Source organism: Streptomyces sp. NPDC052682 (assembly GCF_040678435.1).
Lineage (GTDB): Bacteria > Actinomycetota > Actinomycetes > Streptomycetales > Streptomycetaceae > Streptomyces.
The window spans coordinates 1-23,738 of record NZ_JBFATS010000021.1; the positions used below are offsets into that span (position 1 = coordinate 1).

Genomic DNA, 23,738 nt, shown 5'->3' on the forward strand with positions numbered 1-23,738 from the left:
TCCTCCAGGCCGGCGTGCTGCAAGAACACGGTCAGGTCTTGCAGCGAATAGGCGGTGCCCAGGATCTCGCCGCCGACGCGCACCCGCCGGCCGCCACCCTCGCTGGGTGGGTAGACGACGACGTGGACTGCCATGCCTCCAGGGTGCCCGCGCGGTCAAGGGCGCGCACGGTGTGGGTGCGCCAGCCGTATGCCGCTCGTAGGCTGGTGCTGCTCGGGGCACCACACGGAGGTCATCATGCCCCGAGCGATCTGGTCCGGCGCGATCTCGTTCGGCCTGGTCACGGTCCCGATTCAGGTGGCGTCCGCCACGGAGGACCACTCGATCCGGTTCCACCAGTACCACCTCGAGGACATGGGTTCTCGGGGGGTAACCGTGTGGCTCGAGGCGAGTGGAGACCACTTTGTGCAGCTCAGCGACGGTGCAGATGCCACTGTCGCGTGCAACACCTGTGGCGCTACTTGTGACGGGACTCGTTTGGTTAGAGTCCTGAGTTTCGTTCCGAGAACTCCTGTGCCCCGGCCGGGGTGGGGCCTTCCCCACCCCGTTCCTGGGGGCTGGTCGGAGTGCCTGAGTCCGGCGTCGCATGATCGGCTGTCCGCACGGGATTCGCGTGACGGAAGGTGGACAGGTGAGGGTCCGGATCGGGTATTCGGCTTGGATCGTGGGCGTAGTGCAGTTCTTCGTCATCCACGGGATTGCCGAGTCGGCTTGGGCGAGACCATATAGCTGGGCACGGAACAACATCAGCGACTTAGGAAACGCTCACTGCGCTCTGCAGTCAGAGCCTGAGCCGCGGTATATCTGCTCCCCCGAGCACAGCCTGATGAACGCCTCGTTCATCACTCTGGGAGCGCTGCTCGTTGTTGGCGCCGCCCTGACTGGTGGTGTCCTGTGGCGCAGAAGCCCGGCCGCTGCCGTAGCTCGTCTGCTGCTCGCCGGCGCCGGCGTGGGATTCGTGTTGGCCGGGCTGGCTCCCGCGGACGTCAACGAGAACCAGCACGTCTTGGGCGCCCTTCTCATCATGGCGATGGGCAACATCGGTCTTTTCCTGGCAGGGTTCGGCCTGGCAGAACACGTTCCTGCCCCGCTGCGGTGGGGCACCAGCGTGCTGGGCGTCACCGCGATCACAACTTTCGGGCTGTTCCTTTCCCACCACTACCTCGGTCTCGGCATGGGAGGCATGGAGCGAGTCGCCGCCCTTCCCCTCCTGTTCTGGGCGCTTGCTGTTGGCGTTCGTGGCCTCATCCGCCGGGCAGGTCTTGTGCAGGAGGCGGTGCTGGGAGAACGTCTCAGCCGCGCTGGTTGAGAGCTCTGGTCAGGTCCCGGTTGGCCTCCCTCGCGGCATCGAGATCGGACCGGGCCTCCGTGCGCACCCGCCGTGGCAGTCGTAGGCTGAAGGTGCTCGGGGCTCACACGGAGGTCTCTCGTGCCCCGAGCGATCTGGTCCGGCGCGATCTCGTTCGGCCTGGTCACGGTCCCGATTCAGGTGGCGTCCGCCACGGAGGACCACTCGATCCGGTTCCACCAGTACCACCTCGAGGACATGGGCCGCGTCCGGGTACGGAAGGTGTGCGAGCTCGAGGACCGGGAGGTTGCCCAGTCCGAGATCGGCAAGGGCTACCAGCTCACCAAGGAGCAGGTCATCCCCATCAGCGACGAGGAGCTCAGCAACCTGCCGCTCCCCACTGCGAAGGCCATCGAGATCGAAGCGTTCGTACCGCTGGAGAGCATCGACGCCATCCGGATCGGCGAGGGCTACTACCTCCAGCCCGCCCAGCCCGTCGCGGCCAAGCCCTACAAGCTGCTCGTCCAGGCGCTCGGCCGCTCGTCGAAGGTGGCCGTCGTGAAGTACGCCTGGTCCGGCCGCGAGCGCCTCGGCCTGCTGCGAGTCCGCGGCGACGTCCTCGTGCTGCACGCGATGCACTGGCCGGACGAGATCCGCGACCCCACCGAGCTGCTCCCGCCGCCGGTCAAGGTGAGCGACGAGGAGATCGACAGCGCGCTCGCCCTGATGGACACCATGACCGTCGACGACCTTGCAGAGCTCGGGGTGCGCGACGAGTACACCGAGGCCATGGCGCAGATCATCCAGGCCAAGCGGGAAGATCGGGAGCTGCCCGAGGCACCGGAGCCGGAGCAGCCCGCGAAGGTCGTCGACCTGATGGCTGCCCTGCAGGAGTCCGTGCAGAAGGCTCGGGCTGCCCGCGGCGAGGACGCCGAGGTGCACGAGATGCCGCAGCCGAAGAAGGCCGCGGAGAAGCAGCCGGCCAGAAAGACCGCCGCCAAGGAGACCACCAAGAAGACGACGGGACGCCGACCGCGCAGCGCCTAGACCGCAGGCTCACGTAGTGGTAGACCCAGACTGGCAGCACGTCCCAGAGCCCACACAGGCACCCCCTCCGCCGCCCGCAGGTGCCCCGCCCCCACCGCCCGCTCCCCTGACTGTGGTTCCTCGGTCAGGATTCGGCCATGGACCAGCCCGCCACCATCGCCTGGAAGTACGCGGTCAGCCTCATCCCCGTGGAAGACCTGCCCATGGTGGCGGCCCACCTACTGGCTGCCGGCCACGACTCTCCCTCACTGCGTGACCTGGCCGGCCGTTCCCGGCATGAGCACCCAGCAGAGATCCGCCAGCTCTTCGGGCACACCATGCAGGAGCTGGGGATCCAGATCCCAGACGACGAGACCGCTGAACGTTGCCTCCTGCATCACATGGCGACACAGTTGTCCGCCGGTGCCATGTCATCGAAGGAGGCCGCAGCTCGAGTCTGGCAGGGGATCGAGGCGGTGACAGATCCTGAGCGGAAGTTCGTGGCGGCCGTGGGCCTGGAGTACCACCTCGACTACATGTCACCCGAAGAGGTCCGGGCCTGGGAGAACGCTGTACGCCTCGCCGCAAAGACTCTGTCTGGAACAGCCTTCCCGCATACGCAGTGACCCCAGCGAAGGCCAATCCACCACTCCCTGGCAGCCAGCCCTCACTCGCCCCATAAGAAACGGCGTCTTAGGCTCCGGCCTGCGCGGCAAGGGGCACCGTCCACCGGTCCGGACCCTGGGGAGCGGTGTCGAGCCAGTAGGGGAACCTCATGTCGCTGCTCTCTTCCAGTTCCGACCTGAAACTCCCTCCTCCCCGCCCCGAAGCCCAGGACCATCACGCCCAAGCCACTCCCGGCCCGATCGGAGAGCCGGGCTCGCTATGGTCATCCCGTGACCACCAACCCGACCTCTCGCGACTACAACAAGGCGTCGGTCCTCGACGTCCTCCTCTCCCACGCGCCCCTGACACGCAACAAGCTCATCGAGCTGACGGGCCTGAGCAAGGCCACGGTGTCCCGGGCAGTGGAGGAGCTCCGAGCCGACGGCTTCGTCGTCGACGGCGGGGTCGACGAGGTCAGCGGCCGCGGCCGCCGGTCCACGTATCTCGACCTGCCCGGCACGACCGGGCACGTCGTCGGGATCAGCTTCGGCCTCCAGACGACCGGTGTCCTCGTGACCGACCTCAGGGGCCGCGAGATCGAGCACGTCACGGTTCCCACCGTCGACCATGAGGACGTCGGGGCCGCGGCCCGGTGGCTCGTCGATCTGGTCGAGCAGACCGCGGTGTCCGCGCAGGGCCCCCTGCGTCAACTGGTCGCCGCCGTGCCCGGCCGGGTCCGCGACGGCAGAGAGATCTTCGGCCCCGCGGAGTCGATGAGGATCTTCGCGGGCTCCGAACTCCACCGGGCCATCCAGGACCTGGTCGACGCCCCCGTGCTGCTCGACAGCGATGCCAACGCGTCCCTGCTCGGGATCCTCACCAACGACCCCAGCGTCACCAATGCCGCGCTCTTCAGCGTCAGCACCATACTCAACTTCGCCAGCTGCACCGATCACGAGCTCGCCCGCGGAAGCACGCCCACCTTCGGCGATATCGGAATGCTCTCCTCGGGGACCGGCGACGGCATCCTCGACGAGCTGCTCAGCACCAGAGGTCTCCTCCGCTTCGCCCGTAAGCAGGGACTCGACCTGGAGCGCATCGAGGATCTCTGGCAGGGGACGCACGACGAGGCAGCGCGCGCCCAGGTGCTCGAGGCGTTCACCACGGCGATCGTGACCGCCGTCAGCGTCGTCGCCGTGACGCTGGATCCGGAGTCCGTCTACTTCGTGGGCCGTCTGCGGCCGCTCGTCGAGGAGGTGCTGCCCGAGGCGCGCAGGCGACTGGACCGGACTCTTCCGGCGGTCCCCGAGATCAGGACGGTGCCGCACCTGATCGGCCTGTCGGCGGCACAAGGCGCGGTGTACGCGTGTCTCACGATGGCTCATGAACGGTTGCGCGACGCCGTAATCGGAGCACGGCGCCAGAGCCAGGCCACCGGGCAGTCCGCACCGGCCTTCTGAGCCGGCTGCCGGCAGGCGCAGGCCTGGCGGGCTCTCCGCCGGGCAGGCCCAGGGGCGGCCCTCACCAGGCCCTGGTGAGCGGGGACACCGCCCGCACTCCCGGTCCCGGCCGGAGCCGTCGCCGGACGTGCCGTGCCGCAAGGGTCAACCGCCGCCGGCTTCCCCCGGCCGTGAGGGACCGCGCGACCCGTGAGAGGGTCTGACCCGTGAGTCAGACACCGTCGAACACCCTGCAATACCGCTTTGACGGGCCGGAAGAGGCTCCCGTCCTGATCCTCGGTCCCTCACTGGGCACCACCTGGCACATGTGGGACCGCCAGGTCCCCGAGCTCGCCAAGCAGTGGCGGGTCTTCCGGTTCGATCTGCCGGGGCACGGCGGCGCCCCGGCGTACCCGGCGGGCTCGGTCGGTGACCTCACCGCACGGCTGCTCACCACCCTCGACGCGCTCGGCGTGCACCGCTTCGGCTACGCGGGCTGCGCGCTCGGCGGGGCCGTCGGCATCCAGCTGGCCCTGCGCCACCCCGAGCGGCTCGCCTCCCTCGCGCTGATCGCCGCCTCACCCCGGTTCGGCACGGCCGACGAGTTCCGGCAGAGAGGGGTGATCGTCCGGACGAACGGCCTCGACCCCATCGCCCGTACCGCCCCCGACCGCTGGTTCACCGGCGGGTTCGCCGCCGCGCAGCCCGCCATCACCGAGTGGGCCGTGCAGATGGTGCGCACCACCGACCCCGGCTGCTACATCGCCGCCTGCGAGGCACTGGCCTCCTTCGACGTCCGGGCCGAGCTGGCCCGTGTCGGCGTGCCCACGCTGGTGCTGGTCGGTTCGGACGACCAGGTCACCGGCCCCGCCGAGGCCCGCACCCTGGTCGCCGGGATACCCGACGCCCGCCTCGCCGTCGTCCCCGGCGCCTCCCACCTGGTGCCGGTCGAACAGCCCGCCGCGGTCACCGACCTGCTGGTCCGCCACTTCTCCACCGCCTGGCAGCCCGCCGCCGAGTACTCCACCGGCCAGACGGCCCTGCCCGCGGCCGCCGCCCCCGTCCCGGCCGTGGCGCCCCCGCCGCCCGGGCCGGTCGCCGAGATCGCCCCGGCCGCCGTACCGCCACAGGCGCAGGGGCGGCCCGACCCGTACGAGACCGGGATCAAGGTCCGCCGCGAAGTGCTCGGCGACGCGCACGTCGACCGGGCCCTGGCGCAGGCCGACGAGTTCTCCGGGGACTTCCAGCAGTTCATCACCCGCTACGCCTGGGGCGAGATCTGGGACCGGCCGGGTCTGGACCGGCGCACCCGCAGCTGCGTCACCCTCACCGCCCTGGTCGCCGGCGGCCACCTGGAGGAGCTCGCCTTCCACACCCGGGCCGCCCTGCGCAACGGCCTCACCCCGGGCGAGATCAAGGAAGTACTGCTCCAGACCGCCGTCTACTGCGGCGTACCGGCCGCGAACAGCGCGTTCAAGGTGGCCCAGCAGGTCATCCGTGAGGAGACCACCCCCCAGGAGTGAGCTCCACAGGGAGCCCGGAGGCAGGATGGAATCATGAAGCTCACGAAGAAGTCGCACGCCTGTGTCCGCCTCGAGAAGGACGGGCAGACGCTCGTCCTCGACCCCGGAGGCTTCAGCGAGGAGGACGCCGCGCTCGGCGCGGACGCGATCCTCGTCACCCACGAGCACCCCGACCACTTCGACGAGTTCCGGCTGCGCGCCGCGATGGAGAACAACCCCGCCGCGCGGATCTGGACCCTGAAGGCCGTCGCGGAGAAGATCTCGGCGGCGTTCCCGGGCCGGGTGCACACCGTCGGCCACGGCGACACCTTCACCGCCGCCGGCTTCGACGTCCAGGTGCACGGCGAGCTCCACGCGGTGATCCACCCGGACATCCCGCGCATCACCAACGTCGGCTACCTGATCGACGGCGGCACGGTCTTCCACCCCGGCGACGCCCTCACTGTCCCCGACCACCCGGTGCAGACGCTGATGCTGCCGGTGATGGCCCCCTGGAACAAGATCTCCGAGGTCATCGACTACGTCCGCGAGGTCCGGCCGCAGCGGGCGTACGACATCCACGACGCCCTCCTGACCGACCTCGCCCGGCCCATCTACGACCGTCAGATCGGGCAGCTCGGCGGCTCGGAGCACCTGCGTCTGACGCCGGGGGAGTCGGCGGAGGTCTGAGCCGGGGCGGCCGGGCGGGGGCGTTGTCACACCCGCCTTGTAGGTTGTGGGACATGCGCATCGCGACCTGGAACGTCAACTCGATCACCGCCCGTCTGCCGAGGCTGCTGGCCTGGCTGGAGAGCAGCGGCACGGACGTGCTGTGCCTCCAGGAGGCCAAGGTCGCCGAGGAGCAGTTCCCGTTCGCCGAGCTGCGCGAGCTCGGTTACGAGGCGGCCGTGCACGCCGACGGCCGGTGGAACGGCGTCGCGGTGCTCTCCCGCGTCGGCATCGAGGACGTCGTCAAGGGCCTGCCCGGCGACCCCGGCTTCGACGGCGTCGTGGAGCCCCGGGCCATCTCGGCGACCTGCGGCCCGGTCCGCGTCTGGTCGGTGTACGTGCCGAACGGGCGAGAGGTGGGCCACCCCCACTACGCGTATAAGCTCCAGTGGTTCGAGGCCCTCAAGGCGGCCGTCGCCGGTGACGCGGCCGGCAGCCGCCCCTTCGCGGTCCTGGGCGACTACAACGTGGCGCCGACCGACGACGACGTCTTCGACCCCGCCGCCTTCGAGGGCTCCACCCACGTCACCCCCGCCGAGCGCGCCGCCCTGGCGTCCCTGCGCGAGGCGGGCCTGAGCGACGTCGTCCCGCGCCCCCTGAAGTACGAGCACCCCTTCACGTACTGGGACTACCGCCAGCTCTGCTTCCCCAAGAACCGCGGCATGCGCATCGACCTGGTGTACGCCAACGAGCCGTTCACCCAGGCCGTCAAGGACGCCTACGTCGACCGTGAGGAACGCAAGGGCAAGGGCGCCTCCGACCACGCGCCGGTGGTGGTGGACCTGGACGTCTAGGGAGAACACGGACCGCGTGCAAGGCCGGTGGCGACCAACCGGCCGCGCGCGCCTGTGGTGCGTACGGCGGTACGAATGACACGCTGGACGTATGAACATCCCCTTCCTGGGCAACCGGCGCCAGAAGCTCGGGCTCCCCGACCCCGAGGGTCTCGCGGATCTCCTCGCCGAGTGTGAACTGCTGCGCTCCCAGGCGTCCCAGGCGGGCGTCCGGCTGGACGACTCCGCCGCCTCGCTGGAGGCGCTCGACCAGCTGCTGCCGCGCTGGCGGGACGACGAGGAGATGCTGCCCTGGCTCGGCAACGACGCCGGGCTGTACCTGGGCACCGTGATCGTGAAGACCGTACCGGGTGCCGCCTGGGAGATCTGGCCCGACGGCCAGCCCGTGGTGCGGCTGGCCTCCGGCCGGGAGTTCGACGTCGTCGCCTCCGGACTGGAGTGGGCCACCAACGGCGTCCCCGAGCTGTCCCAGCTGTACGCGGAGGTCGCCGAGTCCTGACACCCCCTGGGCCCACGCTCGCCTGTTCGATAAGCTCGCCGTAAATACGGCTTTTGCCCGGAAGGTGCGTGTCGCCGGTGTTGCGTGATCTTGCGTGGATACGTTGCGGCCACCACCACACAGCTGAGAGTAGGGCTGACCATGGCCGTCGATCCGCTGATCGAGCTGCGTGACGTCAACAAGTACTTCGGGGAGCTGCATGTCCTCAAGGACATCGATCTCAGCATCGGCCGCGGCGAGGTCGTCGTGGTCATCGGCCCCTCGGGGTCGGGCAAGTCGACCCTGTGCCGGGTGATCAACCGGCTCGAGACCATCCAGTCCGGCACGATCGTCGTCGACGGGCAGCCGTTGCCCGCCGAGGGCAAGGCCCTCGCGCGGCTCCGCGCGGACGTCGGCATGGTCTTCCAGTCCTTCAACCTCTTCGCCCACAAGACCGTCCTGGAGAACGTCTCACTGGGGCAGGTCAAGGTCCGCGGCCGCGGCAGGCAGGAGGCCGACCAGCGCTCCCGTGAACTGCTGGAGCGCGTCGGCGTCGCCGACCAGGCGGGCAAGTACCCGGCGCAGCTCTCCGGCGGCCAGCAGCAGCGGGTGGCCATCGCCCGCGCCCTGGCCATGGATCCGAAGGTCATGCTCTTCGACGAGCCGACCTCGGCCCTCGACCCGGAGATGATCAACGAGGTGCTGGAGGTCATGCGGCAGCTCGCCGGCGAGGGCATGACGATGATCGTGGTCACCCACGAGATGGGCTTCGCCCGGTCGGCAGCCAACCGCGTCGTCTTCATGGCCGACGGCCGCGTCGTCGAGGACCGCACGCCACACGAGTTCTTCACGGACCCGCACAGCGACCGGGCCAGGGACTTCCTCTCCAAGATCCTCCAGCACTGAAACGGGGCGCTGCCCGGGCGGCGCGGCCGCACCGGGCCTCGACTACCATGTGCCCTTCATCCCGTCGGCGGTGGTGACTTCGCCGCTCGGCCGGGAGGTGCGTACCGCTCGCCCGGTGCGCCATCGGCCAGGCCCGTCCGGCGGCAGCCGCCGATCACTGCTCGCGCAGCGGAACCGACACGTACGACGGGTCGTCCGCCGGCGAGGAGAAGGTCAGCTGCGCGCCGGACGGGTTGTGCTCGATGTAGAGCGGGTCGACGGTGTCGACGACCAGGGCGAGACGGTGCCCGGCCGGGACGTCGTACGCCGTGGAGTACAACTCCAGGTCCACGCCGAACGGTTGCCCGGGCGTGCGCCCGTGGAAGGTGTACGGCGCGGTGCTGACCAGCTTGCCGAGGCCGAGCGGCCCGACGTCGTAGAGGTAGGCGACGAGGGTGCCGCTGTCCTTCGTGGGCGTGAGGGTGGTGTGCAACCGCGCGGTGCCGCGCACGTGTTGGGCCGTCGCGTACTTCTCCGACTGCCACACGGCGGCCCAGCGGCGGGGGAGCAGGGGGATCGAGGCCATCGGGGGCAGGTGGGCCACCTGGTCGAGGACGCTGGAGAGGAAGACGATCCCGCCGTCCGCCCCGGAGTTGACGTTGGCCCGGATGGTGGTGGTGCCGGCCAGCGCGATCTTCCGGTGCGTCGCGCCGACCGACTTCCAGTCGGGGTAGGTCTCGTAGCCGCCCGACGAGCGGGACGCGAGCCACACGGCCGGCTCGCGGTCGACGCCGTTGGCCTCGCCCCTGAGGTAGTGGTCGAACCAGCGCGCGGTGTCCGTCCACACGTCGTTGGGCAGGCCGAACAGGCCCGTCAGTTCCGGGGTGGCGTGGTCGCCCGGGCGCAGTGCGAGTCTCTTGGGGCCGGTGAGCTTCTCGAAGAAGTCCGCGTACTGGTTGGGCGGGAAGACCGTGTCCCCCCAGGCGTTGGCGAGCAGCACCGCCGGGGCGTTCTCGTTGAGCTGGTCGACGTACGTCACAGCGGAACGTTTCTTCCCCCAGGCGAGCAGCTCCGGCTCTTTCGTCAGATCGGAGGCGTAGAAGTCGTCGAAGATCTGCCGGAGTTCGGCGCCCTGACGGCCCGTGACCACGCTCGCGCCGTCCAGTACGGCGGCTGCCTGCACGTGCTGGGTGCGGCCGGAGTAGATCGAGCCGGTGAGGTCCGCCCAGCCGCTGAGCGCGGCGACCGCGCGGATCCGCCGGTCGTGCGCGGCCGCGAGGAGACTGATGCCGGCCCCGTACGACACGCCCGCCATGCCGATGTGCCGTGCGTCGGAGGGGGTGTGGGCGAGCGCCCAGTCGATGACCTTCGAGGCGTCGGCGACGTCGGGCGGCCCGGCGACCTCGATCTCGCCGCCCGACTGCCAGAAGCCGCGCACGTTGTACGTCACCACGACGTACCCGGAGTCGGCGAGCCGCTGGGCCTGGGCGAGGTACTCCGCCTGGGGCAGGCCCCAGCTGGTGGGCAGGACGAGCAAGGGGTGGCGGCGGGTGGTGCCGGCGTCCTGCGGGGTGACGACGTTGGCTTTCAGGACGGTGCCGCCGTCGCCGGTGATGTCGACGAAGCGGACCGGGTGGGGCGACGCCTGGGCGGTGGGGGCGAGTCCGAGGGCGCTGCCGGCGACCAGGGTCGCCGAGACGGCGGCTACGGCAGTGGTGCGCAGGGCCTGAGGGTGGGGTCCCACGGGGCACTCCTCACTCGTGTCAATGAAAAGTGACCCGACGGTAACCGCAGTGCTGTACCACTGGTAACCCGTCGGTAAGTTACGTACCGGTAAAGGTTGTTGGCGTGTGCAGGAGTTCAGGAGGTCCCGTGCGGGCTCCGGGGAGCCGGATCCGGCAGCGGACTGCGCGCCGCCTGAGTCACGTCCGCGACGAGCTCCACCACATCCGGGCCGTAGGCCTGCGAGTTGATCACCTTCAGCAGCAGCACGAAGGGCTTGGTGCCGTACGTACGGGCCAGCCGCTCGTGGTTGCGGGCGAGGTAGCGCGTGGCGGCCTGGTTGGTGATGCCGCGCTGCCCGCAGAAGAGGAACACCGGCCGCTCGTCCCGCCGGCGGCCCGCGGTGAGCCGGGCGAGGAGGACGTACTCCTCCTTGCCCCGGTCCAGGCGGTAACGCTCACCGCCGATCAGGAAGGAGCCGCGGTCCGGCCCGGGTTCGGTGTCCACGTCGACCCGGACACCCGGCAGCAGGGACTCAAGATGCGCCGCCATACGGACGTTGGAGTACGGCCCGCCCACGCAGAACTCGGTGCGCTCCCCGAAGCCCTGGCGGGCCGTGTCGTGGCCGACGATCTGCGCGTTGGCGTGGCAGTCCTTGATGAGGGCGGACAGTTCGAGCAGGGCGAACACATCGTGCCGGGTCACCGAGTTCTCGCCGGCGCCCGCCTGACGGTTCACCACCAGCAGTGCCTCGGAGTGGTCCGGCAGTCCGAAGAAGGCCTGCTGGCGGCGGAGTCTGCGCCGCCACAGGTAGGTCCGGGCCACCCAGCCGAGCGCGGCGCTGATGCCGGTGGCCAGCACGCCGAGCACGATGTTGCGCACGTCGTCGTTCATGGGCGCGCATGGTAGCGGCCGCGACACGCACCCGTGTTCGAGATGCCTGACGGGGTCATGGCATTGGGCTAGGCTGCCCGGACGGTCCCTGACTGGAGGTGCGGATGCGTCGTCCCGTCGCACGCAAACTGTCGGTCCTGGCGGTCTCGGCCGCCGTGGTGTCGGTGGGGGCGACAGCGCCACCACCCGCCGCTCCCAGCACACCCCGGGCGAAGGTTCCCGTGGCCGTCGGGTACGGCGGCGCCGTCGCGAGCGTCGACGCGGACGCCTCCGCCGCCGGCATCGAGGTCCTGAAGAAGGGCGGCAACGCCGTCGACGCGGCCGTCGCCACCGCCGCCGCGCTCGGCGTCACCGAGCCCTACTCGGCCGGCATCGGCGGAGGCGGCTACTTCGTCTACTACGACGCCAAGTCCCGTACCGTGCACACCATCGACGGCCGCGAGACCGCGCCGCTCACCGCCGACCGCAACCTCTTCGTCGAGAACGGCAAGCCCCTGCCGTTCGCCGACGCCGTCAGCAGCGGGCTGAGCGTCGGCACCCCCGGCACGCCCGCCACCTGGCAGACGGCGCTGGACAAGTGGGGCACCCGCAGGCTCGGCCCGCTGCTCAAGCCCGCCGAGCGCCTGGCCCGCGACGGTTTCACCGTGGACTCCACCTTCCGCGCGCAGACCGCCGCCAACGAGACCCGGTTCCGCTACTTCCCCGACACCGCCGAGCTGTTCCTGCCCGGCGGGCAGCTCCCCGCCGTCGGCTCCACCTTCAAGAACCCCGACCTGGCCCGCACCTACGCGGAGCTGGGCAGGAAGGGCGTCGGCGCCCTGTACCGGGGTCAGCTCGGGCGGGACGTCGTCACCACCGTGAACAAGCCCCCGGTGGACCCGGACTCCGGCTGGAACGCCCGCCCCGGCGACCTGTCCGAGCAGGACCTGGCGGCCTACCGCGCCAAGGTCCAGGCCCCGACGAAGACCACCTACCGGGGTCTCGGCGTCTACTCCATCGCCCCGTCGTCCTCCGGCGGCACCACGGTCGGGGAGGCCCTGAACATCCTGGAGCGGACCGACCTGTCCAAGGCGAGCGAGATGCGGTACCTGCACCGCTTCATCGAGGCCAGCCGGATCGCCTTCGCGGACCGGGGCCGCTGGGTCGGCGACCCGGCCTTCGAGGACGTACCGGCCAGGGAACTGCTCTCCCAGCGGTACGCCGACTCGCGCGCGTGCCTCATCAAGGACGACGCGGTGCTCACCAGCCCGGTCCCGCCCGGCGACCCGCGCCACCCGGCGCCCTGCGCGGCGGGCGGCACGGCGGCCCCGACGACGTACGAGGGCGACAGCACCACGCACCTGACGGTCGCCGACCGGTGGGGCAACGTCGTCGCCTACACGCTCACCATCGAGCAGACCGGCGGCAGCGGCATCACCGTGCCCGGCCGCGGCTTCCTCCTCAACAACGAGCTGACCGACTTCTCCTTCGCCCCGGCCAACCCGGCCGTGCACGACCCGAACCTGCCCGGCCCCGGCAAGCGGCCGCGCTCGTCGATCGCGCCGACGATCGTGCTCGACCGGCACGCCCGGCCCGTCGTGGCGCTCGGCTCGCCCGGCGGCGCGACCATCATCACCACCGTGCTGCAGACCCTCACCGGGTTCCTCGACCGCGGCCTGCCGCTCGTCGACGCGATCGCCGCGCCGCGCGCCAGCCAGCGCAACGCCGCCCAGACGGAGCTGGAACCGGGCCTGTACGACAGTGACCTGAGGCAGCGGCTCGAAGCACTCGGGCACTCGTTCAAACCCAACCCGGAGATCGGCGCCGCCACCGCCGTCCAGCGCCTGCCGGGCGGCAAGTGGCTCGCCGCCGCCGAGAAGGTCCGGCGGGGCGGCGGCTCGGCGATGGTGGTGACGCCGGCTTCGTAGCGGTCCCTGGGCGGCGAGCAGCACCTGACCGGCCGTACGCCGCGGCGCGTAGGGCCGATTCGGGTGGCGCCCGCGCGGCGGTACCGACCGCCTGGGCGCCAAGGTCTCGCGCCATGCGCGACGGCCGGCGTGCGCCTCGGTGCCGGTGTCACGCCCCGTCCCGCGCGCTACGCGCCACAGCCGTGCGCCGCGGGCCGGGCCGGGCGCCCTCGCGCACCGCGCGCGTGATGGCCTCGGGCCGCGCACCCCAGCGAGGCGCCGTGCGCCACGGCCGGGCGGCGTGGCGTGTTCCGCCGTGGTGCAGTCGGCTGTGGTGTTTCACAGTTCCGGGGCCGGGGTCTCCTGCGTGCGGAAGGTCAGGCGTCCGTCCGTGACGTCCACCGTCACCCGGCCGCCCTCCTTGATCCGGCCGTCCAGCAGCAGCCGGGACAGCTCGTTTTCGACCTCCCGCTGGATGGTGCGGCGCAGCGGCCGGGCGCCGTACTCCGGCTCGTAGCCGCGCCGCGCCAGCCAGTCCACCGCACCGTCGGTGAAGTCGACCGTGATGCCCTGGGCCTGCGTCAGACGACGGGTGCGGCCCAGCAGCAGGTCGGTGATCTGCCGCAGCTGGTCCTCCGTCAGTTGGCGGAACACCACGATCTCGTCGATGCGGTTGAGGAACTCGGGCCGGAAGTGCTCCCGCAGCGGCCGCAGGATCTGCTCGCGCCGCGCCTCCTCGTCCGCGTCCGACCCGCCCGCCGCGAAACCGAGCGCGCCACCGCGCCGGGTGATGACGTCGGAACCGAGGTTGCTGGTCATCACGATGACGGTGTTGGTGAAGTCCACGGTCCGGCCCTGCGCGTCGGTGAGCCGGCCGTCGTCGAGGACCTGGAGCAGGATGTTGAAGACGTCCGGGTGCGCCTTCTCCACCTCGTCGAGCAGGAGCAGGGAGTACGGGTGCCGCCGGACGACCTCGGTGAGCTGCCCGGCCTCCTCGTGGCCGACGTAACCGGGCGGGGCGCCGACCAGCCGGGAGACGGTGTGCCGCTCCTGGTACTCGCTCATGTCGAGCCGGACCATCCGGTCCTCGCTGCCGAACAGCGCCTCGGCCAGCGCCCGGGCCAGCTCCGTCTTGCCGACACCCGTCGGCCCCAGGAACAGGAAGCTGCCGATCGGCCGGTCCGGGCTCGCCAGCCCGGCGCGCGAGCGCAGCACCGCGTCCGCGACCACGCGCACCGCCTCCTCCTGGCCGACCACCCGCTGGCGCAGGTGCGCCTCCAGGCCGAGCAGCCGGTCCTTCTCCTCCTCGGTCAGGCGGCTGACGGGAACGCCGGTCTGCCGGGACACCACCTCGGCGATCGCCTCGGCGTCGACCACCAGGTCCTGTCCCTCGTCGACCTCGCCGTCCCCGCCGGCCTGGGTGATGCGCCGCTTCAGCTCGACGATCCGGTCCCGCAGCTGGGTGGCCTGCTCGTACTGCTCGTCCGCGACCGCCTGGTCCTTGTCCCGGGTCAGCTGCTCCAGCTCGCGCTCCATGGACCGTACGTCCGAGCCCTTCGTGCGGGCCCGCAGCCGCACCCGGGCACCGGCCTGGTCGATGAGGTCGATCGCCTTGTCGGGCAGGCGGCGGTCGGTGAGGTAGCGGTCGGACAGCTCCACGGCCGCCACCAGCGCCTCGTCGGTGTAGCGGACCTGGTGGTGAGCCTCGTACCGGTCCTGCAGGCCGCGCAGGATCTCGATCGCGTCGGAGGGCGTGGGCTCCGGCACCATGATCGGCTGGAAGCGGCGGGCCAGAGCCGCGTCCTTCTCGATCCGGCGGTACTCCTCCATTGTGGTGGCGCCGACGATGTGCAGTTCGCCGCGGGCCAGCGCCGGTTTGAGGATGTTCCCGGCGTCCATGGATCCGCCGTCACCGCCGCCGCCCCCGGCACCCACGACGGTGTGCAGTTCGTCGATGAAGACGATCAGCTGGTCGGAGTGGCTGCGGATCTCCTCGACGATGTTGTTCATCCGCTCCTCGAAGTCGCCCCGGTAGCGGGTGCCGGCGACGACCCCCGTCAGGTCCAGGGCGACCACGCGCCGGCCGGTGAGCACGTCCGGCACGTCCCCGTCGGCGATGCGCTGCGCCAGCCCCTCGACGACGGCCGTCTTGCCGACACCCGCGTCACCGATCAGCACGGGGTTGTTCTTGCCGCGCCGGGAGAGCACCTCGACGGTCTGCTCGATCTCCTGCTCCCGCCCGATCACCGGGTCGATGCGGCCCTGCCGGGCCAGGTCGGTGAGGTCGCGGCCGTACTTGTCGAGGGTCGGCGTGTTCGTCGGCCGGGGCCGCTCGGCGTGCGGCGGCGCCGCCTCGGGGGTCTCCTGGGGCAGGTTCGCGGGTCCGAAACGGGCCGCGTTCAGGATGTGCCCGGCGGCCGAGTCCGGGTTGGCGGCCAGCGCGCTGAGCACATGCTCGGGGCCGATGTACCCGTACCCGCGGGCCCTGGCCAGCTCGTGCGCGTCCAGCAGGGCGCGCTTGGCGGCCGGGGTCAGCGACAGCGAGGTCGGCGGCGGCGTGGCGTCGGGGGCGTGCTGCGCCGGGCCCGACCGCTCGTCGATCGCCGAGGCCAGCGAGTCGGGGTCGGCGCCGGCCTTGCTGAGCAGGCTGCGGGTCGGCTCGGTGGACAGGGCGGCCCGCAGCAGATGCTGGGTGTCGAGGTCCCGGCTGCCGTGTTCGGCGGCGTACTGGGCGGCTCCGCGTACCAGCTCACGGGCCGGCTGGCTGAGCAGCCGGCCGATGTCCACCTGGCGGGGCCTGGGGCCGCCGAAGAAGCGGGCGAGGAAATCTGCGAAGGGGTCGCCCTCCGGGCCGATGAAACCGCTCGTCATCGTCATCCGTTCCTTCGCTGGGTCGACGTGCCCGGGGCGGGTAACCCGGTATCGGCTCGCTCATGCCACGATGACATGTTCTGCCGTTAGGGGCATGTGCGGACATGTCCGGCGCGGGCGGCGCCGCTGCCCTGGTGCTTCGTGAGGAAGCGAGTGCCGCTTCAGGAGGAAGCGAGTGCCCCGCGCGCGGCGCGATCCCGCGGGAGGAGCGGCCGGGGTGCACCGCAGGCCGCCGGCGCGCATCATCCGCCGTGGCGGGGCGCCGGGTTCACAGGCCGTCCCGCGCCGTGAGCACCCGCGGTCCGGCTTCGGTGATCGCCACCGTGTGCTCCACATGGGCCGCCCGGGAACCGTCGTCCGTACACAGGGTCCAGCCGTCGGGAGCCGCGTGGAAGCCGTCCGTGCCGCCGGCGATGAGCATGGGCTCGATCGCCAGGACCAGGCCGGGGCGCAGGGGCAGGCCGCGGCCCGGGCGGCCCTCGTTGGGCACGGACGGGTCCTCGTGCATGCGGCGGCCGATGCCGTGGCCGCCGAAGCCGTCCGGGATGCCGTAGCCCGCCGCGCGGCACACCGAGCCGATCGCGTGGGCGATGTCGCCGATGCGGTTGCCGACGACGGCGGCCTCGATGCCGGCCGCGAGGGCGCGCTCGGCGGTCTCGATCAACCGCACGTCGGCCGGGCGCGGGCGGCCCACGACGAAGCTGATCGCCGAGTCGCCGGCCCAGCCGCCCAGGTGGGCGCCGCAGTCGATGGAGACCAGGTCGCCGTCGCGCAGCCGGTACCCCGTGGGGATGCCGTGCACGATCGCGTCGTTGACGGAGGCGCAGATCACCGCCGGGAAGGGTGTGGGTGCGAAGGACGGCCGGTAGCCGAGGAACGGGGAGGCCGCGCCCGCCTCGCGCAGCACATCACGCGCCAGTTCGTCCAGTTCCCGCAGGGAGACGCCCACGTCCGCGGCCTTCCGTACGGCCGTCAGGGCGCGGGCCACCACCTGGCCCGCCTCGTGCATCGCGTCGATCGATGTGTTCGTCTTCAGCTCCACCATGCCAATTACTATACCGGTATTAGAATGGGCGGCATGGTGCGCACCCCCCTCACTCCGGAAGAGCGTGAACGCGGCGAGCGGCTCGGGCGGCTGCTGCGCGAGGCGCGCGGCGATCGCAGCATGACGGAGGTCGCTGCGAGCGCCGGGATCTCCGCCGAGACGCTGCGGAAGATCGAGACCGGGCGGGCGCCGACCCCGGCCTTCTTCACCGTCGCCGCGCTGGCCCGCGCTCTGGGACTGTCGATGGACGAGCTGGCCGGACAGTGCGTCTTTGCGCGCGCTTGAAAGTCGCCCGCCGCAGCGGCCCGGCCGGGCGGAGGCTCCTGCGTCCACTTCGAAAACTGGCCGTAGCCGCGTTGTAACACGCCTGGTGTTGCCTACGGACCGGAGTGATCCGGTCGGGCGGGAGCTGGGCGATGGCGGTGGAACAACTCCCGGCGAGACTCCGGGAGTTCACGGAGTACCTGAACGGCCTGCTGGCACGCCTCGATCCAGGCGGCGGCTGGTGCGCGGTGTTCTGGCAGCGTGACCCCGACGGGATGCGGGCCTGCCTCGACGGCCGCGAGGTGCCGCCCTGGGACGTGGTCGAGGCACTGCTGCAGGACCTCGCCGCCGCGCACGGACCCGGGGCCGCCGGGCCGGAGACGGAACGGGCCCGTGCCCTGCACACGGCCGCGCTCGCCGCGTACGACGCCCGGCCGGGCGGCCGGGACGCCCTCCGGCACCGGCTCGAGGCGATGCTGCGCGAGCAGAGGTACGCGGCCGAACGGCAGATCGAACTGGCCCGGCTGCTCGCCGGTGCCGCCGGACGGGAAGAAGCCGACGCCCTCCGGGTCGACCTGGCCTGGGCCCACGACGACCACGAACGCGCGACCGCGCGCTGCGCGGAGCTGCGGTCTCGCATCGCCGAGCTGGACCGGCGCGCCGAACGGGTCGCGGCGATGCGCCGCGAGCACGCCGGCCTGCGGGCCGACGGCTGGTTCCGCGCGGAGGGGTCCGCCGGGTCCGCCGGACCGGAGCAGCTGGGCGCAAGCGCGGAGCACGCACCGCAGAACGGTGCGGGTGCCGGTGCCGGTGCCGGGGCGGGTGTCGGTGCGGGTGCGGGTGCGGGTGCGGGTGCGGGTGCCGGTTCCGGTTCCGGTTCCGGTTCCGGTTCCGGGGACGGTGGCCCGGCCCGGTACGGCATGCGGGCGGACGGCATGCGGGCGGACGGCATCGGGGCGGACGGCATCCGCCGGGCGGACGGCACGCGGACCGACGGCATCTGGGCGGACGACGCGCGGACGGACGGCATCGGGGCGGACGGCATCCGCCGGGCGGACGACGCGCGGACGGACGGCATCGGGGCGGACAGCATCCGCCGGGCGGACGGCACGCGGACCGACGGCATCTGGGCGGACGGCACGCGGACCGACGGCATCGGGGCGGACGGCATCCGCCGGGCGGACGGCATCCAGACGGACGGCACGCGGGCGGACGGCATCTGGGCGGACGGCACGCGGACCGACGGCATCTGGGCGGACGGCACGCGGACTGACGGCGTACCGGCGGACGCGGACGGAGGCGGCGGTGCCACGCGCGGGGCCGGTGCCCGGTGGGTCACAGACCGCAGCGCCGCGCAGCCGGGGCACCCGGCTGCCGTGGCGTCCCCGTCCCTGTCCCCCCAACCCCCCGACATCCCCGCGCAGGCCACCGGCCCCCGGCCCGCCGCCCCTCACCCGGTTCAGGCGGAGCCCCCCTCCGCCGATTCCCGGCCGGGCCCCGCCCCCAAGCCGCGCAAGCGCCGTCGTGGCAGTGCCTGGTTCGCCGGGGCGGTCGAGGAGGAGGCCGTACCCGTCGTCGTACCTCCGGCCCCCGTGGTGAGCCCGCCCGCGCCCGCCACCCGGCGCATCCTGCGCGGTGCGCGGTTCGCCGGGGCGGCCGACCCCGGGGAACGCGGGGAGCGGCCGGCCGCGCCGTCCACCGGGACGGACGCCCCCGACGACCGGCGCGAGGTCACCCGCACCGTGGAGACGCTCGCCCGGCTGCGCGGCGAGGGACGCAGCGGGGAGGCACACGCCCTGCTGGTGGAGGTGGCGTACTGGCCCGCCGACCGGTTCCCGCTGCTCGCCACCGAGATGCGGCGCGCCGGGCTGGGCGCCGACTGGGCGACCCTGCTGTGGGAGGCCGCCTCACTGCCGGCCGACCGGCTGGTCGCGGCGGCCGACGCGCTCGCCGACGCGGGGCACGCCGAGGACGGGCAGCAGATCCTGCGGCAGGGCGTGCTGCGGCCCGCGCACGAGATAGGGCAGGCCGTCCTCGCCCTGGCCGCCGAGGGGCGCCGCCGTGAGGTGCGCGCGCTGCTCGACGCGTACGTCCGGGTCCGCACCCCGCAGGAGGCGGCCCGCAGCGCCGGGCCCGGTCCGCGGCAGCTCGTGCCGTTACTGCTGGAGGCGGCACGGGGTGTGTCGGACGAGCGGTACTGGGACCTGCTGCACGCGCTGCGAGTCGCCGGGTTCCCCGCCTGACCGGGCCGGCGGCCGGCCCGGTCCCGCCCGCCGGGAAGAACTCGTCCCACCCGCCGGAAAAGAACACGCACGCTTGGTTTCCGCGGCGCCCCGAAACGCGATTCACTCGAACGGAGAGGCGGGCAATCTTCCCGGCGGCGACTTTGCCCTCTACCGTCGGCGTACACGCGCGTAGACGCGCTGACGTCGCGTCGAAGGAGCAGCTCATGCCCAACGTCGTACGTGCCGCTCTGGTCCAGGCCACCTGGACCGGCGACACCGAGTCCATGGTGGCGAAACACGAGGAGCACGCCCGCGAGGCGGCCCGCCAGGGCGCGCGGATCATCGGGTTCCAGGAGGTCTTCAACAGCCCCTACTTCTGCCAGGTCGAGGAGCCGGAGCACTACCGCTGGGCCGAGCCGGTGCCCGACGGGCCCACCGTGCGCCGGATGCGGGAGGTCGCACGCGAGACCGGCCTGGTGATCGTCGCGCCGGTGTTCGAGGTGGACCAGCCGGGGTTCTACTACAACACCGCCGCCGTGATCGACGCCGACGGCACCTACCTCGGCAAGTACCGCAAGCACCACATCCCGCAGCTCAAGGGCTTCCGCGAGAAGTACTACTTCAAGCCCGGCAACCTCGGCTGGCCCGTCTTCGACACCGCAGCCGGCCGGGTCGGCGTCTACATCTGCTACGACCGCCACTTCCCGGAGGGCTGGCGCCAGCTCGGCCTGAACGGCGCCCAGCTCGTGTACAACCCCTCCGCCACCCACCGCAGCCTGTCGTCCCACCTGTGGCGGCTGGAGCAGCCCGCGGCGGCCGTCGCCAACGCGTACTACATCGCCGCGATCAACCGGGTGGGGCAGGAGGAGTACGGCGACAACGACTTCTACGGCACGAGCTACTTCGTCGACCCGCGCGGGCAGTTCGTGGGCGACGTCGCCAGCGACAGCAAGGAGGAACTCGTCGTCCGCGACCTCGACCTCGACCTCATCGAAGAAGTGCGGCAGCAGTGGGCCTTCTACCGCGACCGCCGCCCCGACGCCTACGAAGGACTGGTGCAGCCGTGACCAACGACCTGCTGGGCCGCCACCGTGCCGTGCTCCCCGACTGGCTCGCCCTCTACTACGAGGAGCCCATCGAGATCACCCACGGCGAAGGCCGCCACGTCTGGGACTTTGAGGGCAACCGGTACCTCGACTTCTTCGGCGGCATCCTCACCACCATGACCGCGCACGCCCTGCCCGAGGTCACCAAGGCGGTCAGCGAGCAGGCCGGGCGGATCATCCACTCCTCGACCCTCTACCTCAACCGGCCGATGGTCGAACTCGCCGAGCGCATCGCCCAGTTGAGCGGCATCCCGGACGCCCGGGTGTTCTTCACCACCTCCGGCACCGAAGCCAACGACACCGCCCTGCTGCTGGCGACCACCTACCGGCGCAGCAACACGGTCCTGGCGATGCGCAACAGCTACCACGGCCGCTCCTTCAGCTCGGTCGGCATCACCGGCAACCGCGGCTGGTCGCCGACCTCGCTGTCCCCGCTGCAGACGCTGTACGTGCACGGCGGCGTGCGCAGCCGGGGCCCCTACGCACAGCTGGACGACGCCGCCTTCATCGCGGCCTGCGTCGAGGACCTGAGGGACCTGCTCGGGCACACCCGGCCGCCCGCCGCGCTGATCGCCGAGCCGATCCAGGGCGTCGGCGGCTTCACCTCCCCGCCGGACGGCCTGTACGCGGCCTTCCGTGAGGTGCTGCACGAGCACGGCATCCTGTGGATCGCCGACGAGGTGCAGACCGGCTGGGGCCGCACCGGCGAGCACTTCTGGGGCTGGCAGGCGCACGGCCGCAACGGGCCGCCGGACATCATGACCTTCGCCAAGGGCATCGGCAACGGCATGTCCATCGGCGGGGTCGTGGCCCGCGCCGAGATCATGAACTGCCTCGACGCCAACAGCATCTCCACCTTCGGCGGCACCCAGATCACCATGGCCGCCGGACTCGCCAACCTCACCTACCTGCTGGAACACGATCTGCAGGGCAACGCCCGGCGGGTCGGCGGCATGCTCATCGAGCGGATCAGGTCCGCCGCCGCGCACGTCCCGCACGTACGGGAGGTCCGCGGGCGCGGGCTGATGATCGGCATCGAGCTGACCCGGCCGGGCACCGGCGAGGCCGACTGGCAGGCGGCGTCCGCCGTGCTGGAGGCGGCCCGCGCGGGCGGCCTGCTGATCGGCAAGGGCGGCGGCCACAACACCAGCGCCCTGCGCATCGCCCCGCCGCTGTCGCTCACCGTCGCGGAGGCCGAGGAAGGCGCCGAGATCCTCGAGAGCGCTCTGAGGAGCATCCAGTAGCAGCCGCCGTGTGAAGTAAGGGAAGCCGCCATGACCACCACCTCGGACGCATCGGAGCCCACCCTGTCGGTCCGGCAGGTCCTCACCCTGGAACGCGTGCTCGCCGGGGAGCCCGAGGTGGTGGCCGGGGCCGGTCACCTCGACCGGCCGGTGCGCTGGGTGCACGTCGCCGAGGCCGCCGACGTCGGGGTGATGCTCAGCGGCGGCGAGATGGTCCTCACCACCGGCGTGCTGCTCGCCGGGGACGAGGACAGACAGGCCGAGTACATCCGCTCCCTGCACCGCGCCGAGGCGGCGGCCGTCGTGCTCGGGCTCGGCCGGGCCTTCACCGATCCGCCCGACGCGATGCGGCGCATGGCCGAGCGGTGCGGGCTGCCCATGGTGGTGCTGCACCGGCCCTTCCCCTTCGCCCAGCTCACCGAGGAGGTGCAGTCGCGGCTGGTGCGGCGCAAGTTCGCCGCCGTCAGCCTCTCCGAGGCCGTCCGCACCGAGCTCACCGCCCTCATCACCGCCGGCGCCCCGCTGCAACGCCTCCTCGACGAGGTCGCCCGGCACAGCGGCTGCCCGGTCGTCGTGACCAACCTCGCCCACCGCGTCCTCGGCACGGCGGGGGAGCGGCCCGCCGTGGACGACGTGCTGCGCGACTGGGAACGCATCGCCCGGCAGGCCGGCGGCACCGAGGGCGACGGCTGGATCCGCGCCGAGCTCGGCGGGCGCGGGGAACGGTGGGGCCGGATCGTGCTGTGCGGCTACCGCGGCGACCGGGCGACCGGCCGGCTGCTCGCCGACCGCGCCGCCGAGGCCCTGGTCCTGCACCGCATGCTCGGCGGCAACGCCGCCTGCTCCTGGGAGGAGCAGTCCGCGCAGAGCCTGCTGACCGACCTGGTCAGCGGAGTCGTACCGGCCCGGCAGCTGCTGCCCCGGGCACGGGCGGCCGGGCTGCCGGTGGGCCGGCGCACCTTCGTGCCGCTGGTTGTCCGCGGCCGGGCCGGTGACCGGCTGGAGCGGGCGCTGCGCCTGCTGGGGCTGCCGGGGATCGTCGCGGAGCTCGCCGACGCGGCCGTCGCCGTGCTGCTCAGCCTCGCCCGCGACCAGGACGCCGAGGCGCTCACCGCCCACTTCGCGGCCCGGCTCCGGTCGGAGCCGGGGGCCGGCCGGACCGTGGTGGCCGCGGCCGACGCCCGTACCGCCTGGGAGGACGTGCCCGCCGGGCTGCGCGAGGCCCAGCACGTGGCGGACGCCGTGGCCGACTCCCCGGCCGCCCTCGACCTCCCGGCCGTGGTACGCCTGAAGGACGTCCACCTGCGCGGCCTGATCCGGCTGCTGCGGGACGACCCGCACGTGCAGTCGTTCGCGGAACGCGAGCTGGACGGGCTGCTGTGCGCGGCCGACGAGGATCTGCTGGCGGTGCTGCGGACGTATCTCGCCACCGGCCGCAACAAGTCCCGCACCGCCCAGCTCCACCACGTCTCGCGGCCCGCGCTCTACCGGCGCCTGGAGGCGATACAGGCCCGGCTCGGGGTGGACCTCGACGACTTCGAGCAGGCCGCCTCGGTGCACATCGCCCTCCTCGCGCACGACGCGCAGCAGGGCTGAGACGACACAGCGCGCAACAGCCGGGAAACACGTAACCACCTGGGGAAACGGCGGTGAAACATGAGCCCACGGCAGGGTGACACGGTGACACGCCACACGCCCGCAGACGTGACACAGTGCACCTCAAAGGGAACATCC

19 protein-coding genes and 1 pseudogene are annotated in these 23,738 nt (G+C 72.1%); 16 read left to right on the forward strand and 4 right to left on the reverse strand.

Translation table 11 applies throughout. The annotated features are described in order from the left end of the window. Positions 1-237: 237 nt before the first annotated feature. The 10 genes and pseudogenes from AB0K80_RS28225 to AB0K80_RS28270 form a co-directional block, all read left to right on the forward strand. A pseudogene (locus tag AB0K80_RS28225) lies at positions 238-360 on the forward strand (Ku protein); the annotation flags it as partial. Between the two features lie 313 nt (positions 361-673). After that, the gene (locus AB0K80_RS28230; protein ID WP_365674399.1) at positions 674-1,309 is read left to right on the forward strand and encodes a DUF998 domain-containing protein; all 636 of its coding nucleotides are present in this window, start codon (positions 674-676) and stop codon (positions 1,307-1,309) included. 120 nt (positions 1,310-1,429) lie between these two features. Further along, on the forward strand, positions 1,430-2,335 hold the full coding sequence (locus AB0K80_RS28235; RefSeq protein WP_365674402.1) for a Ku protein: 906 nt from the start codon (positions 1,430-1,432) through the stop codon (positions 2,333-2,335). A 137-nt stretch (positions 2,336-2,472) separates the two neighbouring features. Then, positions 2,473-2,940, forward strand: coding sequence for a hypothetical protein (locus AB0K80_RS28240; protein ID WP_365674404.1), 468 nt, complete (start codon positions 2,473-2,475; stop codon positions 2,938-2,940). A gap of 270 nt (positions 2,941-3,210) precedes the next feature. Further along, complete coding sequence (locus AB0K80_RS28245; protein ID WP_365674405.1) at positions 3,211-4,380, forward strand: ROK family transcriptional regulator; 1,170 nt, start codon at positions 3,211-3,213, stop codon at positions 4,378-4,380. A gap of 206 nt (positions 4,381-4,586) precedes the next feature. Continuing rightward, positions 4,587-5,882, forward strand: coding sequence for a 4-carboxymuconolactone decarboxylase (pcaC, locus tag AB0K80_RS28250; protein ID WP_365674407.1), 1,296 nt, complete (start codon positions 4,587-4,589; stop codon positions 5,880-5,882). A 33-nt stretch (positions 5,883-5,915) separates the two neighbouring features. Next, entirely contained in the window at positions 5,916-6,551 is a 636-nt protein-coding gene (locus tag AB0K80_RS28255; protein ID WP_365674409.1) for an MBL fold metallo-hydrolase, read from the forward strand. A gap of 53 nt (positions 6,552-6,604) precedes the next feature. Next, positions 6,605-7,384, forward strand: coding sequence for an exodeoxyribonuclease III (locus AB0K80_RS28260; RefSeq protein ID WP_365674411.1), 780 nt, complete (start codon positions 6,605-6,607; stop codon positions 7,382-7,384). A gap of 91 nt (positions 7,385-7,475) precedes the next feature. After that, positions 7,476-7,883: a DUF6278 family protein gene (locus AB0K80_RS28265; protein WP_365674413.1), complete on the forward strand. Its 408-nt coding sequence runs from the start codon at positions 7,476-7,478 to the stop codon at positions 7,881-7,883. 141 nt (positions 7,884-8,024) lie between these two features. Further along, a complete protein-coding gene (locus AB0K80_RS28270; RefSeq protein WP_365674416.1) occupies positions 8,025-8,768 on the forward strand; it encodes an amino acid ABC transporter ATP-binding protein in 744 nt (247 codons plus the stop codon). Between the two features lie 154 nt (positions 8,769-8,922). Here AB0K80_RS28270 and AB0K80_RS28275 read toward each other — a convergent pair whose 3' ends face one another. Both AB0K80_RS28275 and AB0K80_RS28280 read right to left on the reverse strand, forming a co-directional pair. Continuing rightward, positions 8,923-10,491 (reverse strand): alpha/beta fold hydrolase, encoded by a 1,569-nt coding sequence (locus AB0K80_RS28275; protein ID WP_365674419.1) that lies wholly within the window; start codon positions 10,489-10,491, stop codon positions 8,923-8,925. 116 nt (positions 10,492-10,607) lie between these two features. Further along, a complete protein-coding gene (locus tag AB0K80_RS28280) occupies positions 10,608-11,363 on the reverse strand; it encodes a hypothetical protein (RefSeq protein ID WP_365674421.1) in 756 nt (251 codons plus the stop codon). A gap of 104 nt (positions 11,364-11,467) precedes the next feature. Here AB0K80_RS28280 and ggt point away from each other — a divergent pair, with 104 nt between their 5' ends. After that, on the forward strand, positions 11,468-13,270 hold the full coding sequence (ggt, locus tag AB0K80_RS28285; RefSeq protein WP_365674423.1) for a gamma-glutamyltransferase: 1,803 nt from the start codon (positions 11,468-11,470) through the stop codon (positions 13,268-13,270). Between the two features lie 318 nt (positions 13,271-13,588). On the opposite strand, the gene AB0K80_RS28290 is transcribed toward ggt, so the two are convergent. Further along, a complete protein-coding gene (locus AB0K80_RS28290) occupies positions 13,589-16,120 on the reverse strand; it encodes an ATP-dependent Clp protease ATP-binding subunit (protein ID WP_365674425.1) in 2,532 nt (843 codons plus the stop codon). Positions 16,121-16,388: 268 nt separating this feature from the next. Further along, complete coding sequence (gene map / locus AB0K80_RS28295) at positions 16,389-17,165, reverse strand: type I methionyl aminopeptidase (protein ID WP_365674427.1); 777 nt, start codon at positions 17,163-17,165, stop codon at positions 16,389-16,391. 33 nt (positions 17,166-17,198) lie between these two features. Here map and AB0K80_RS28300 point away from each other — a divergent pair, with 33 nt between their 5' ends. The 5 genes from AB0K80_RS28300 (at position 17,199) to AB0K80_RS28320 (ending at position 23,600) form a co-directional block, all read left to right on the forward strand. After that, complete coding sequence (locus tag AB0K80_RS28300; RefSeq protein ID WP_365674429.1) at positions 17,199-17,450, forward strand: helix-turn-helix transcriptional regulator; 252 nt, start codon at positions 17,199-17,201, stop codon at positions 17,448-17,450. A gap of 131 nt (positions 17,451-17,581) precedes the next feature. Next, positions 17,582-19,672 carry a hypothetical protein gene (locus tag AB0K80_RS28305; protein WP_365674431.1) on the forward strand — a complete coding sequence of 697 codons (2,091 nt, stop codon included), beginning with the start codon at positions 17,582-17,584 and terminating at the stop codon, positions 19,670-19,672. Positions 19,673-19,878: 206 nt separating this feature from the next. After that, positions 19,879-20,721 (forward strand): nitrilase-related carbon-nitrogen hydrolase, encoded by an 843-nt coding sequence (locus AB0K80_RS28310; RefSeq protein WP_365674433.1) that lies wholly within the window; start codon positions 19,879-19,881, stop codon positions 20,719-20,721. Continuing rightward, entirely contained in the window at positions 20,718-22,004 is a 1,287-nt protein-coding gene (locus AB0K80_RS28315; RefSeq protein WP_365674435.1) for an aspartate aminotransferase family protein, read from the forward strand. Before AB0K80_RS28310 ends, AB0K80_RS28315 begins: the two co-directional genes overlap by 4 nt. Positions 22,005-22,034: 30 nt before the next feature. Next, a complete protein-coding gene (locus AB0K80_RS28320; RefSeq protein ID WP_365674437.1) occupies positions 22,035-23,600 on the forward strand; it encodes a PucR family transcriptional regulator ligand-binding domain-containing protein in 1,566 nt (521 codons plus the stop codon). Positions 23,601-23,738: the final 138 nt, after the last annotated feature.

Excerpts from the sequence above, each read along its gene's own strand:
- AB0K80_RS28240 (WP_365674404.1), top strand. The coding sequence starts at position 2,473 with ATGGACCAGCCCGCCACCATCGCCTGGAAGTACGCGGTCAGCCTCATC.
- AB0K80_RS28255 (WP_365674409.1), top strand. The coding sequence starts at position 5,916 with ATGAAGCTCACGAAGAAGTCGCACGCCTGTGTCCGCCTCGAGAAGGAC.
- AB0K80_RS28260 (WP_365674411.1), top strand. The coding sequence starts at position 6,605 with ATGCGCATCGCGACCTGGAACGTCAACTCGATCACCGCCCGTCTGCCG.
- AB0K80_RS28265 (WP_365674413.1), top strand. The coding sequence starts at position 7,476 with ATGAACATCCCCTTCCTGGGCAACCGGCGCCAGAAGCTCGGGCTCCCC.
- AB0K80_RS28270 (WP_365674416.1), top strand. The coding sequence starts at position 8,025 with ATGGCCGTCGATCCGCTGATCGAGCTGCGTGACGTCAACAAGTACTTC.
- AB0K80_RS28280 (WP_365674421.1), bottom strand. The coding sequence starts at position 11,363 with ATGAACGACGACGTGCGCAACATCGTGCTCGGCGTGCTGGCCACCGGC.
- ggt (WP_365674423.1), top strand. The coding sequence starts at position 11,468 with ATGCGTCGTCCCGTCGCACGCAAACTGTCGGTCCTGGCGGTCTCGGCC.
- AB0K80_RS28290 (WP_365674425.1), bottom strand. The coding sequence starts at position 16,120 with ATGACGAGCGGTTTCATCGGCCCGGAGGGCGACCCCTTCGCAGATTTC.
- map (WP_365674427.1), bottom strand. The coding sequence starts at position 17,165 with ATGGTGGAGCTGAAGACGAACACATCGATCGACGCGATGCACGAGGCG.
- AB0K80_RS28300 (WP_365674429.1), top strand. The coding sequence starts at position 17,199 with ATGGTGCGCACCCCCCTCACTCCGGAAGAGCGTGAACGCGGCGAGCGG.
- AB0K80_RS28305 (WP_365674431.1), top strand. The coding sequence starts at position 17,582 with ATGGCGGTGGAACAACTCCCGGCGAGACTCCGGGAGTTCACGGAGTAC.
- AB0K80_RS28310 (WP_365674433.1), top strand. The coding sequence starts at position 19,879 with ATGCCCAACGTCGTACGTGCCGCTCTGGTCCAGGCCACCTGGACCGGC.
- AB0K80_RS28320 (WP_365674437.1), top strand. The coding sequence starts at position 22,035 with ATGACCACCACCTCGGACGCATCGGAGCCCACCCTGTCGGTCCGGCAG.